13 protein-coding genes, 1 pseudogene and 1 other annotated feature are annotated in these 12,426 nt (G+C 57.7%); of the genes and pseudogenes, 12 read left to right on the forward strand and 2 right to left on the reverse strand.

Going from position 1 to position 12,426, the window contains the following annotated elements; all coding sequences use genetic code 11:
• Nucleotides 1-73 precede the first annotated feature (73 nt).
• Nucleotides 74-169 (forward strand) — a sequence feature (Trp leader region).
• A 24-nt stretch (nt 170-193) separates the two neighbouring features.
• The 8 genes from GNG29_RS12550 to GNG29_RS12585 all read left to right on the forward strand — a co-directional run bounded on the left by GNG29_RS12550 (nt 194) and on the right by GNG29_RS12585 (nt 8,703).
• Nucleotides 194-1,756: an anthranilate synthase component 1 gene (locus GNG29_RS12550; RefSeq protein ID WP_156654657.1), complete on the forward strand. Its 1,563-nt coding sequence runs from the start codon at nt 194-196 to the stop codon at nt 1,754-1,756.
• On the forward strand, nt 1,756-3,351 hold the full coding sequence (gene trpD, locus GNG29_RS12555; protein ID WP_156654658.1) for a bifunctional anthranilate synthase glutamate amidotransferase component TrpG/anthranilate phosphoribosyltransferase TrpD: 1,596 nt from the start codon (nt 1,756-1,758) through the stop codon (nt 3,349-3,351). Before GNG29_RS12550 ends, trpD begins: the two co-directional genes overlap by 1 nt.
• Before the next feature lie 3 nt (nt 3,352-3,354).
• Nucleotides 3,355-4,713, forward strand: coding sequence for a bifunctional indole-3-glycerol-phosphate synthase TrpC/phosphoribosylanthranilate isomerase TrpF (gene trpCF / locus GNG29_RS12560; protein ID WP_103179901.1), 1,359 nt, complete (start codon nt 3,355-3,357; stop codon nt 4,711-4,713).
• A 10-nt stretch (nt 4,714-4,723) separates the two neighbouring features.
• A complete protein-coding gene (gene trpB, locus GNG29_RS12565; protein ID WP_103179902.1) occupies nt 4,724-5,917 on the forward strand; it encodes a tryptophan synthase subunit beta in 1,194 nt (397 codons plus the stop codon).
• Nucleotides 5,917-6,726: a tryptophan synthase subunit alpha gene (trpA, locus tag GNG29_RS12570; RefSeq protein ID WP_156654659.1), complete on the forward strand. Its 810-nt coding sequence runs from the start codon at nt 5,917-5,919 to the stop codon at nt 6,724-6,726. The genes trpB and trpA overlap by 1 nt, the downstream gene beginning before the upstream one ends.
• A 158-nt stretch (nt 6,727-6,884) precedes the next feature.
• Nucleotides 6,885-8,096 (forward strand): selenium metabolism membrane protein YedE/FdhT, encoded by a 1,212-nt coding sequence (yedE, locus tag GNG29_RS12575; RefSeq protein WP_156654660.1) that lies wholly within the window; start codon nt 6,885-6,887, stop codon nt 8,094-8,096.
• A complete protein-coding gene (gene yedF, locus GNG29_RS12580) occupies nt 8,093-8,326 on the forward strand; it encodes a sulfurtransferase-like selenium metabolism protein YedF (RefSeq protein ID WP_103179905.1) in 234 nt (77 codons plus the stop codon). The genes yedE and yedF overlap by 4 nt, the downstream gene beginning before the upstream one ends.
• 104 nt (nt 8,327-8,430) lie before the next feature.
• On the forward strand, nt 8,431-8,703 hold the full coding sequence (locus tag GNG29_RS12585; RefSeq protein ID WP_103179906.1) for a YqjD family protein: 273 nt from the start codon (nt 8,431-8,433) through the stop codon (nt 8,701-8,703).
• Nucleotides 8,704-8,731: 28 nt separating this feature from the next.
• Here the strand turns inward: GNG29_RS12585 and ompW are convergent, their stop codons facing one another.
• Nucleotides 8,732-9,364, reverse strand: coding sequence for an outer membrane protein OmpW (ompW, locus tag GNG29_RS12590; RefSeq protein WP_103179907.1), 633 nt, complete (start codon nt 9,362-9,364; stop codon nt 8,732-8,734).
• Between the two features lie 225 nt (nt 9,365-9,589).
• Here ompW and GNG29_RS12595 point away from each other — a divergent pair.
• The 4 genes and pseudogenes from GNG29_RS12595 to yciA all read left to right on the forward strand — a co-directional run.
• Nucleotides 9,590-9,679, forward strand: a pseudogene (locus tag GNG29_RS12595) (YkgJ family cysteine cluster protein); the annotation flags it as partial.
• Nucleotides 9,680-9,704: 25 nt separating this feature from the next.
• On the forward strand, nt 9,705-10,448 hold the full coding sequence (locus GNG29_RS12600) for a YciC family protein (protein WP_103179908.1): 744 nt from the start codon (nt 9,705-9,707) through the stop codon (nt 10,446-10,448).
• A gap of 57 nt (nt 10,449-10,505) precedes the next feature.
• Nucleotides 10,506-11,045, forward strand: coding sequence for a septation protein A (locus GNG29_RS12605; RefSeq protein WP_103179909.1), 540 nt, complete (start codon nt 10,506-10,508; stop codon nt 11,043-11,045).
• A gap of 105 nt (nt 11,046-11,150) precedes the next feature.
• On the forward strand, nt 11,151-11,546 hold the full coding sequence (gene yciA / locus GNG29_RS12610; protein ID WP_103179910.1) for an acyl-CoA thioester hydrolase YciA: 396 nt from the start codon (nt 11,151-11,153) through the stop codon (nt 11,544-11,546).
• A 31-nt stretch (nt 11,547-11,577) separates the two neighbouring features.
• Here the strand turns inward: yciA and tonB are convergent, their stop codons facing one another.
• Nucleotides 11,578-12,309, reverse strand: a complete 732-nt coding sequence (tonB, locus tag GNG29_RS12615) for a TonB system transport protein TonB (protein WP_103181096.1) — start codon at nt 12,307-12,309, stop codon at nt 11,578-11,580.
• Between the last annotated feature and the right edge of the window lie 117 nt (nt 12,310-12,426).

Here is a 12,426-nt window from a genome sequence, read left to right on the forward strand (position 1 = left end):
GCTATCGAACTAGTTAACTAGTACGCAAGTTCACTCAACGAGGTATCTGGAAATGACCGCACATTTTTCTCTGCATAGCTGGTGGCGCACCTCCTGAATTGTCGGGCAGTGTCGTACGTCTGCGTCATGCATACAGATACCTGGCCCGCCACTGAGCGGGCTTTTTTATGAACAGAATAAAGAGAACAACATAATGCAAACAGCCAAACCGAACCTTGAACTGCTGACCCGTGAGGCGGCCTATCGCCACAATCCCACAGCCCTGTTCCATCAGGTGTGTGGCGCCCGTCCTGCCACGCTGCTGCTGGAGTCGGCGGATATCGACAGTAAAGACGATCTGAAAAGCCTGCTGCTGGTCGACAGCGCCCTGCGCATCACCGCCCTGGGCAACACCGTCACCCTGAAGGCGCTTTCTGAAAACGGTGCGGCCCTGCTGTCGCTGCTGGACGATGTCCTGCCCGCGGGCATTGAGAACGAACATCGCCCGGACCAGCGGATCCTGCACTTCCCGCCGGTGAGCCAGCTGCTGGATGAAGATGCCCGCCTCTGTTCTCTGTCGGTGTTTGATGCCTTCCGCCTGCTGCAAAATCTGGTAAACGTCCCGGAAAGCGAGCGCGAAGCGATGTTCTTTGGCGGACTGTTTGCCTACGATCTGGTGGCCGGTTTTGAAGATCTCCCCGAGCTAGAGCAGGGAAACCGCTGTCCGGACTACTGCTTCTATCTGGCGGAAACCTTACTGGTGATCGACCATCAGAAAAAGTACACCCGCATTCAGGCCAGCCTGTTTACTCCGTTACTGGCGGAGAAGCAGCGCCTGGAGCAACGCATTGCCCAACTGCAGGCGCAAATGGACGAAGCCCCGCCGGCACTGCCGGTGCAGCGCGTGGAGCAGATGCGTTGCGACGTCAGCCAGACGGACGACGAATATGGCGTGGTGGTGCGCCAGATGCAGAAAGCCATTCGCGCAGGCGAGATCTTCCAGGTGGTGCCGTCCCGTCGTTTCTCCCTGCCCTGCCCGTCTCCTCTGGCGGCCTACGACGTGCTGAAGAAAAGCAACCCCAGCCCCTACATGTTCTTTATGCAGGATAACGATTTTACGCTGTTCGGCGCCTCGCCGGAGAGCTCCCTGAAGTACGACGCCACCAGCCGCCAGATTGAAATCTATCCCATTGCCGGAACCCGCCCGCGCGGTCGTCGCGCCGACGGCTCACTGGACCGCGATCTGGACAGCCGCATTGAGCTGGAGATGCGCACAGACCAGAAAGAGATGTCCGAACACCTGATGCTGGTGGACCTGGCCCGTAACGACCTGGCGCGCATCTGCACCCCGGGCAGCCGTTACGTCGCCGACTTAACCAAAGTGGACCGTTACTCCTTCGTGATGCATCTGGTCTCCCGCGTGGTGGGCGAGCTGCGTCAGGATCTGGACGTGCTACACGCCTACCGCGCCTGCATGAACATGGGCACCCTGAGCGGCGCGCCAAAAGTCCGTGCCATGCAGCTGATTGCCCAGGCCGAAGGCCGTCGTCGCGGCAGCTACGGCGGCGCGGTGGGTTACTTCACCGCCCACGGCGATCTGGATACCTGCATCGTGATCCGCTCCGCCTACGTTGAAGAAAGCATTGCCACCGTCCAGGCGGGTGCCGGCATCGTTCTCGACTCCGTTCCGCAGTCTGAAGCTGACGAAACCCGTAACAAGGCCCGCGCGGTACTGCGCGCCATTGCGACTGCCCATCACGCACAGGAGATTTTCTGATGGCTGACATTCTGCTGCTCGATAATATCGACTCCTTTACCTATAACCTGGCGGATCAGCTGCGTGCTAACGGTCACAACGTGGTGATTTACCGTAACCATGTCCCGGCTCAGACCTTAATCGACCGTCTGGCCACCATGCAAAACCCGGTGCTGATGCTCTCCCCGGGGCCTGGCGCGCCGAGCGAAGCAGGCTGTATGCCGGAGCTGCTGACCCGCCTGCGCGGCAAGCTGCCAATCATCGGCATCTGCCTGGGCCATCAGGCGATTGTTGAGGCTTACGGCGGCTACGTCGGCCAGGCCGGTGAGATCCTGCACGGGAAAGCCTCCAGCATTGAACACGACGGCCAGGCGATGTTTGCCGGGCTGATGAATCCCCTGCCGGTGGCGCGTTACCACTCGCTGGTGGGCAGCAACATCCCGGCGGGCCTGACGATCAACGCCCATTACAACGGGATGGTAATGGCGGTACGTCACGACGCGGACCGGGTTTGCGGGATGCAGTTCCACCCGGAATCCATTCTGACCTCCCAGGGCGCGCGCCTGCTGGAGCAGACCCTGAACTGGGCGCTGCAGAAACTGGAGCAGACCAACACTCTGCAGCCGATTCTGGAAAAACTCTACCAGGCGCAGACCCTGAGCCAGAAGGAGAGCCACCAGCTCTTCTCCGCCGTGGTACGCGGTGAGCTGAAGCCTGAGCAGCTGGCTGCCGCGCTGGTGAGCATGAAAGTGCGCGGTGAACAGCCGCAGGAGATTGCCGGTGCCGCCACCGCATTGCTGGAAAACGCCGCCCCGTTCCCGCGCCCGGACTACCTCTTCGCGGATATCGTCGGTACCGGCGGTGACGGCAGTAACAGCATCAACATCTCCACCGCCAGCGCCTTTGTCGCTGCCGCCTGTGGGCTGAAGGTGGCGAAGCACGGCAACCGCAGCGTCTCCAGCCGTTCCGGTTCGTCGGATCTGCTGGCCGCCTTCGGGATTAATCTGGACATGAATGCGGAGAAATCCCGCGATGCGCTGGACGAACTGGGCGTCTGCTTCCTGTTCGCGCCGAAGTATCACACTGGCTTCCGCCATGCCATGCCGGTGCGTCAGCAGCTGAAGACCCGCACCCTGTTTAATGTGCTTGGGCCGCTGATCAACCCGGCGCACCCGCCGCTGGCGCTGATTGGTGTCTACAGCCCTGAACTGGTGCTGCCGATCGCCGAAACCCTGCGGGTGCTCGGTTATCAGCGAGCGGCGGTGGTTCACAGCGGCGGAATGGACGAAGTCTCGCTCCATGCGCCGACGCTGGTGGCCGAACTGCACAACGGTGAAATCAAAAACTATCAGCTTGACGCAGCAGACTTTGGTTTAACCCCGTATCACCAGGAACAACTTGCGGGCGGCACCCCGGAAGAAAACCGTGACATTCTGACCCGCCTGTTACAAGGTAAAGGTGAACCAGCGCATGAGGCCGCTGTCGCCGCTAACGTCGCCATGCTGATGCGTCTGCACGGCGAAGAGGATTTACAGGTCAACGCGCAAAAAGTGATTGATGTGCTGCGCTCCGGCGCAGCCTACGACCGAGTGACCGCACTTGCGGCAAGAGGGTAAACAATGCAGACCGTATTAGCGAAAATCGTTGCCGATAAGGCCATCTGGGTTGAAGCGCGGAAACAGCAGCAGCCGCTCGCCAGTTTCCAGAATGACGTGGTACCGAGCAGCCGTCGTTTTTATGATGCCCTGCGGGGCGCGCGCACCGCATTTATCCTGGAGTGCAAAAAGGCCTCCCCGTCGAAAGGGGTGATCCGCGACGATTTCGACCCGGCGAAGATCGCCGCCATCTATAAGCACCACGCTTCGGCTATTTCGGTGCTGACCGATGAGAAATATTTTCAGGGAAGTTTTGATTTTCTGCCCATCGTCAGCGGCATCGCGCCGCAGCCGATTTTGTGCAAAGACTTTATCATCGACCCGTATCAAATCTGGCTGGCGCGTTTTTATCAGGCCGACGCCTGCCTGCTGATGCTCTCGGTCCTGGACGATGAACAGTACCGCCAGCTTGCTGCGGTCGCGCACAGCCTGAACATGGGTGTGCTGACAGAAGTGAGCAACGAAGAGGAGCTGGAGCGCGCTATCGCCCTCGAGGCCAAAGTGGTCGGGATCAATAACCGCGACCTGCGCGATCTCTCCATCGACCTGAACCGCACCCGCCAGCTGGCGCCGCGTCTGGGCGCAGGCGTAACGGTGATTAGCGAGTCCGGGATCAACAGTTATGCCCAGGTTCGCGAGCTGAGCCACTTCGCCAACGGCTTCCTGATTGGGTCGGCGATGATGGAGCAGGACGATCTCAGCGCCGCGGTACGTCGCGTGCTGCTAGGGGAGAACAAGGTCTGCGGCCTGACGCGTCCACAGGATGCCGCCGCGGCTTATGAAGCGGGCGCCATTTACGGCGGGCTGATCTTCGTTGATGCCTCCCCGCGCAACGTGACCGAGGCGCAGGCGCACGAGGTGATCGCCGCCGCCCCGTTACAGTATGTGGGCGTCTTCCGTAATGGTGCCATCGAACAGGTGGCTGCCACGGCAGAGTCGCTTTCCCTGACCGCCGTCCAGCTGCACGGCAGCGAAGATCAGGCGTATATCGATGCCCTGCGTGAAAGGCTAAAACCGCAGGTGCAAATCTGGAAAGCGCTGAGCGTGGCCGACACCCTGCCGCCGCGCACGCTGCAGCATGTTGATAAGTATGTGCTGGATAATGGCCAGGGCGGAACCGGGCAGCGTTTTGACTGGTCGCTGCTCCAGGGCGAGAAGCTGGATAACGTCCTGCTCGCCGGGGGCTTAAGCCCCGATAACTGCGTTGAGGCCGCCAAAGCGGGCTGCGCAGGTCTCGATTTTAATTCAGGCGTTGAGTCGCAGCCGGGCATAAAAGATGCCAGCAAACTGGCTTCGGTGTTCAAAACGCTGCGTGCATATTAAGGAAGAGAAGATGACCACATTATTAAATCCCTATTTTGGTGAGTTTGGCGGCATGTATGTGCCGCAAATCCTGATGCCCGCCCTGCGCCAGCTTGAAGAGGCGTTCGTGAGTGCGCAAAAAGATCCGCTCTTCCAGGCTGAGTTCACCGATCTGTTGAAAAACTATGCCGGACGTCCGACGGCCCTGACCAAATGCCGCAACCTGACGGAGGGGACGAACACCACCCTGTATCTGAAGCGTGAAGATCTGCTCCACGGCGGCGCACATAAAACCAACCAGGTGCTGGGGCAGGCGCTGCTGGCAAAACGGATGGGTAAAACCGAAATCATTGCCGAAACCGGGGCCGGTCAGCACGGCGTGGCTTCGGCGCTGGCCAGCGCCCTGCTCGGCCTGAAATGCCGTATCTACATGGGGGCAAAAGACGTTGAGCGTCAGTCGCCGAACGTCTTCCGTATGCGTCTGATGGGCGCGGAAGTGATCCCGGTGCACAGTGGCTCGGCCACCCTGAAAGATGCCTGTAACGAGGCGCTGCGCGACTGGTCCGGTAACTATGAAAACGCCCACTATATGCTCGGTACCGCCGCGGGCCCGCACCCGTTCCCGACCATCGTGCGTGAATTCCAGCGCATGATCGGCGAAGAGACCAAAGCGCAGATCCTCGAAAAAGAGGGGCGCCTGCCGGATGCGGTGATCGCCTGCGTGGGCGGCGGTTCTAACGCCATCGGCATGTTTGCTGACTTCATCGACGATACCCGTGTGGGGCTGATCGGCGTTGAACCTGCTGGTCACGGAATTGAAACCGGCGAGCACGGTGCGCCACTGAAGCATGGCCGCGTGGGCATCTACTTCGGCATGAAAGCGCCGATGATGCAGACCGACGAAGGCCAGATTGAAGAGTCGTACTCCATCTCTGCCGGGCTGGACTTCCCGTCCGTGGGGCCGCAGCACGCGCACCTGAACAGCATCGGTCGCGCCGAGTACGTCTCAATTACCGATGACGAAGCGCTGGAAGCGTTCAAGACCCTGTGCCGTAAGGAGGGGATTATCCCGGCGCTGGAATCTTCCCACGCCCTGGCCCATGCCCTGAAAATGATCAAGGAGAACCCGGAAAAAGAGCAGCTGCTGGTGGTGAACCTGTCCGGTCGCGGTGATAAAGATATCTTCACCGTTCACGATATTCTGAAAGCACGAGGGGAAATCTGATGGAACGTTACGATAACGTGTTTGCTGAACTTAAGGCCCGCAAGGAAGGCGCGTTTGTTCCCTTCGTCACGCTGGGCGATCCCTCTCCGGAGCAGTCGCTGAAAATCATCGACGCCCTGGTTGAAGCGGGCGCCGACGCGCTGGAGCTGGGCATCCCCTTCTCCGATCCGTTGGCCGATGGCCCGACCATTCAGAGTGCCACCCTGCGCGCCTTTGCCGCAGGCGTGACCCCGACCCAGTGCTTCGAGATGCTGGCAACCATCCGTCAGAAATACCCGGCGATGCCCATCGGCCTGCTGATGTACGCTAACCTGGTCTTTAACCGCGGCATTGACGAGTTCTACGCCGAGTGCGCGCGCGTGGGCGTGGATTCGGTGCTGGTCGCCGATGTCCCGGTCGAGGAGTCTGCCCCGTTCCGCCAGGCGGCGATGCGTCACAACGTTGCGCCGATCTTTATCTGCCCACCGAATGCCGATGATAGCCTGCTGCGCCAGATCGCCTCCCACGGTCGCGGCTATACCTACCTGCTGTCCCGCGCCGGCGTTACCGGTGCGGAGAACAAAGCCGCCCTGCCGCTGCACCATCTGGTGGAAAAACTGACGGAGTACAATGCCGCACCGCCGCTGCAGGGCTTTGGTATTTCAGCGCCTGAGCAGGTGACCGCGGCGCTGGGCGCCGGGGCGGCCGGGGCGATTTCCGGCTCGGCGATCGTCAAAATTATCGAGAACAATGTCGATAAGCCTGAACAGATGTTGAGCGAACTGAAGGCCTTTGTCAGCGCCATGAAAGCCGCAACCCGTCCGCAGTAAAAGAGTCGCCGTCTGGTTTTTTACCAGGCGGCTTTACGCATAAATTGATCCCTTCGATCTTTAACGCAGTTAATCCTTTTCAAACGCGATTCCCGGCGTATCATCCTCACGTTTTATAACACTTCCTCCTTAAACCTTCTGAGTTCAGAGGCTTAACTATGTCATGGCAATACTTTAAGCAGACTTATTTAATTAAGTTCTGGTCACCTGTTCCTGCCGTTATCGCTGCCGGGATCCTCTCCACCTACTATTTTGGTATCACCGGCACCTTCTGGGCGGTTACGGGTGAATTTACCCGTTGGGGCGGGCAGTTGCTGCAACTGGCGGGCGTTCACACCGAAGCGTGGGGTTACTTCAAACTCATTCACCTTGATGGCTCCCCACTCACACACATCGACGGCATGATGATCATCGGTATGTTCGGCGGCTGTTTTGCTGCCGCACTCTGGGCAAACAACGTCAAGCTGCGCATGCCGCACAGCCGGATCCGCATCGCCCAGGCGGTGGTTGGCGGTATCATCGCCGGGTTTGGTGCGCGCCTGGCGATGGGCTGTAACCTTGCGGCTTTCTTCACCGGGATCCCGCAGTTCTCCCTCCACGCCTGGTTTTTTGCTCTCGCCACCGCCGTCGGCTCGTACTTTGGCGCGCGCTTTACCCTGCTGCCCCTGTTCCGTATTCCGGTCAAAATGCAAAAAGTGAGCGCCGCCTCGCCGTTAACGCAGAAGCCGGATCAGGCCCGTCGTCGCTTTCGTCTCGGTATGCTGGTCTTCTTCGGCATGCTGGCCTGGGCGCTCTGTACCGCGCTGAACCAGCCGAAGCTCGGGCTGGCGATGCTGTTCGGTGTCGGATTTGGTCTGCTGATTGAACGGGCGCAGATCTGCTTTACCTCCGCGTTTCGCGATATGTGGATCACCGGACGCACCATGATGGCGAAGGCGATTATCGCCGGGATGGCGGTGAGCGCCATCGGGATCTTCAGCTACGTCCAGCTGGGTGTCGCGCCTAAAATCATGTGGGCCGGGCCAAACGCCGTGATCGGCGGGCTACTGTTTGGCTTTGGGATTGTGCTGGCGGGCGGCTGCGAGACCGGGTGGATGTACCGCGCGGTGGAAGGCCAGGTGCACTACTGGTGGGTTGGTCTGGGTAATGTGATTGGCTCGACCCTGCTGGCTTACTGGTGGGATGATTTATCCCCCGCGCTGGCGACCAACTGGGACAAGGTTAATCTTCTCAACACCTTTGGCCCGCTGGGTGGATTACTGGTGACCTACATTTTGCTGCTGGTCGCCTTTTTGCTGGTGCTGGCGCAGGAGAAACGATTCTTCCGCCGCGCTGCCATGAAAACTGACATTCGTGAGGAAGCCGCATGAAAGCGATCGTTCCCGACTACCGCCTCGATATGCTGGGTGAACCTTGCCCGTACCCGGCGGTTGCCACGCTTGAGGCGATGCCGCAACTGAAAAAGGGCGAGATCCTGGAGGTGGTGAGCGACTGCCCTCAATCCATCAACAATATTCCCCTGGACGCCAGAAACCACGGCTATACGGTACTGGATATTCAACAGGATGGGCCGACCATCCGCTATCTCATCCAGAAATAATAAGAGGGTGGCGCCAGGCCACCCTTTCTTAAGTATTAATCCCATTTTCTCCAGGATATCCCTGTTGAGTCTATGCTTAACATTGACTACAAAAGGAGAACGTTATGTCAGACCAAAATCTTGATAATGATGCACAATATGCAGGTGAAAAAGCGAAGAACAAACTGGATGAATTCGCCGGCGCTGCGCAGCAGCAGTTTGGCGAGGCCGTTGATTCGCCAAAACATCAGCTGAAGGGTGCCGGGCGCAAATATGCTGCACAGGCAAGCGACGTTGTTACTGATGTTACCGACGCAGTAAAAAATAACCCTCTTACCGGCCTGATCGCCGCGGGTGCGGTGGGTATTGTTCTTGGCCTGCTGTTAGGGCGTAAATAAAAAAAGGCCCCTCGGGGCCTTCTTATTTTCAGAAGCGGTATCCCGCCGAGAACATAAACACCCACGGATCCAGACGGGTATTGATATTTTGCTGCTGATCCCCCGCCTTAAAGCGCACCTCGGTGTCGATATCCATGTACCAGACCGACATATTAATCAGCCAGTCGCGGTTGATGAGGTAATCCAGCCCCACCTGCCCCGCCATACCCCATGAATCTTTCAGGCTCAGATCGGAAAGGCCAGCCGCTTTACCGGTGTCGTTAAACTTCTCATCAAAGAAGGTGGTGTAGTTAACCCCGGCGCCAACGTAGGGGCGAACCTTGCTGCCTGCATCACCGAAATACCACTGGGCCATCAGGGTCGGCGGCAGATGGTGAACCGTGGCGATATCCCCGGTTGGGCCCGTACCGACTTTATGGCGAAACGGCGTGGCCGCCAGCAGTTCAACGCCGACGTTGTCGGTCGCCATCCAGGTAAAGGTCATCCCCGCCTGGGTATTGTTACTGACGTTAAAACCGCCCAGACCCAGAACATTGTCCGAGCCTTCCGTTGGACGTACCGTCGCCGTCCCGAGACGGAAAAAGAACTCACCTGCTTCGTGGGCCATTGCGCCGCCGGAAAGCGTACTCAGAATCAGTGCTGCCACCGCTGCTTTTTTCATATCCATTCCCTCGTTATGGTTTTATTCAGGAACGGAATATACCCACAAATGATTAATAAGTGATCTTGCATTGATCACACTAAATTCAGTGATTTAACATTCATTGATCTAAATTAATTTTTTTCACAACTGGCAAAAATTGGTAGGCAGGGTCTGGATCAATTTTGCCATTTCGGACACAAAACGCCGCGCTTGCCCACAACCGCGCAAAATGGCAGCGACGCATTACGGGCGCTTTACAAAGATATGCTTTTCCATACAAGGCTTGATACTGCCACCGTACACTTATCCAGGGTACAATTGCCCGCTAATTAACACCTGCAATACTCAAGGAGAGTGCATGTCTATCACGGCGAAGTCTGTCTACCGTGACACGGGGAATTTTTTCCGCAATCAGTTCGTTACCTTTTTACTGATCGCCTTGTTGTGCGCATTTATCACGGTGGTACTTGGTCATGCTTTTTCGCCGAGTGAGGAGCAAATTGCCAGCCTGAGCGAAGGCGATCAAATCGCCAGCAGCGTTGGTCTGTTTGAGATGGTGCAGAACATGACTCCGGAACAGCAGCAGATCCTGTTGCGGGCTTCTGCGGCCTCGACCTTTTCCGGTCTTATCGGCAATGCCATTCTGGCAGGCGGCGTGCTGCTGATGATCCAGCTGGTCTCTGCCGGGCAGCGCGTCAGCGCGCTGCGGGCGATAGGTGCCAGCGCGCCGCTGCTGCCCAGGCTGTTCATTCTGATCTTTTTAACCACCATGCTGGTGCAATTAGGGATTATGCTGGTTGTGGTGCCGGGCGTGCTGTTGGCGATTGTGCTCGCCTTCGCCCCCGTGATGCTGGTACAGGACCGCATGGGCATTTTTGTCGCCATGCGTAGCAGTATCCGGCTGGCATGGTCTAATATGCGTCTGGTCGCGCCAGCGGTAATGAGCTGGCTGCTGGCGAAAACCCTGCTGCTGCTGTTTGCACCCAATCTTGCCGTTCTGACGCCTAACGTTGGTGCTGTTGTGGCGAATACCCTGAGCAACCTCATCTCCGCTGTCTTGCTCGTTTATTTGTTCCGCCTGTACACGTTAATTCGCCAGTAATTTTTCTGATGGCCTGTTCAGAACGTACAGGCCGTCGCTGATAGATGGAATCGAAGAATGAAGCAGTTTCTTGATTTTTTACCCCTGGTTGTCTTTTTTGCTTTCTATAAGCTGTATGACATTTACGCCGCGACCACTGCCCTGATTGTCGCCACCGCAGTCGTGCTGATTTACAGCTGGGTGCGCTACCGCAAGGTTGAAAAAATGGCCCTGATCACCTTTGTGCTGGTGGCCGTCTTTGGCGGGCTGACCGTCTTTTTCCACAACGATGAGTTCATCAAGTGGAAAGTGACCGTCATTTATGTGCTGTTTGCCGGCGCCCTGCTGTTCAGCCAGTGGGTGATGAAAAAGCCGCTTATCCAGCGCATGCTGGGTAAAGAGCTGGCGCTGCCGCAGGCGGTCTGGTCGCGCCTGAATATCGCCTGGGCGGTATTCTTTATTCTCTGTGGTCTGGCGAATATCTATATCGCTTTCTGGCTGCCGCAGAATATCTGGGTCAACTTTAAAGTCTTTGGTCTGACCGCCCTAACGCTGATTTTCACCCTCCTGAGCGGCATCTACATCTATCGCCACATGCCACAGGATGACAAGCAGTAATCCTTCCGCCAGGCTTGATAAGCCTGGCGTTTTTCTTCTGTTCTCTCCGGCAGCAAATCATAGTAGCATCCCGCCTGAAGTCCTCCGTAATAAGTAGAGTTCATAATGACAACAACGAACGCCCCGCAGGGCGAACTGGTTTTACGCACACTTGCAATGCCCGCCGACACCAATGCGAACGGCGATATTTTTGGCGGCTGGTTAATGTCGCAGATGGATATGGGCGGGGCGATCCTCGCTAAAGAGATTGCCCATGGCCGCGTGGTGACGGTCCGGGTTGATGGTATGACCTTTCTGCGGCCTGTCGCGGTGGGTGATGTGGTCTGCTGTTACGCCCGTTGCGTGAAGCGGGGAAATACCTCGGTGTCGATCAATATTGAAGTATGGGTGAAGAAGGTCTCTTCGGAACCGATCGGCCAGCGCTATAAGGCCACCGAAGCGCTCTTTATTTACGTGGCGGTGGATAGCGAAGGTAAACCGCGTGCATTACCGCAGGCATAAAAAAAGCCTCCCGATTGGGAGGCTTTTTTCATTATTCCATCTGAGCCCCGCCGTTGAGGCGGAAAACAATATTGACGATGAGTCCACTGCCTGGCTTACCGGCTTCGTAGCGCCATTTACGCATCGCGTTTTTCACATCACGCTCGAACATGTTTGACGGCTGCGCGGAGAGGATCTGGACATTATCCACACGTCCGTCGGCGGTGACGTCAAATTTCACCCGCACACGCCCTTCAATACGCAGAGCCTGCGCGCGCGACGGATATTGCGGCTGGTTACGGCTCAACGCACGTGGACCCGGCGGCGCCGCCGGAACCGGCTTAGCGGTAACTGGCGCGGAGTTCATGACCGGGCGAGCCGGGGCTGCGCGCTCAACGGGCTGCGTGGTACGTGGCTCAACCGGGCGCTCTTGACGCTTCGGACGCTCTTCCACCTTTTTCACCGGCTTCGGTTTCGGCTTCGGTTTTGGCTTGGGCTCCGGTTTGTGGATCACCACAGGCGCTTCTTTTGGCGGCTCAGGAACAACTTCAGGTTCTGGTTCCGGCTCGGGTTCGGGCTCTGCAACAGGCTCCGGTGGAGGCGCGACCTGTACGGGCTCCAGCTCCGCAGGCGTTACCATGGTCACCGAAATCGGCTGCGCGGGCGCTGGCATTTCAATAACCTGATGTACCGATGTGTAAAGCAGACCCGCCACCACGGCTCCGTGAATTCCGACGGACAACAGCGTCGGCCAGGGAAAGCGGCGAGGTAAATCGAGGGTCATTGAAGTCATAATCGTTTCAGTTAAAAAGCCAGGCCCTGATTTTAAATGCAAATAGCAATCATATTCAATAAGCCAGTTAAACTTCGCCCGATTTTACCGTCCAGCTGGCGAAAAAAG

The sequence above is a fragment of the Leclercia sp. Colony189 genome, from assembly GCF_009740165.1.
In the GTDB taxonomy this organism is placed as follows: Bacteria; Pseudomonadota; Gammaproteobacteria; order Enterobacterales; family Enterobacteriaceae; genus Enterobacter.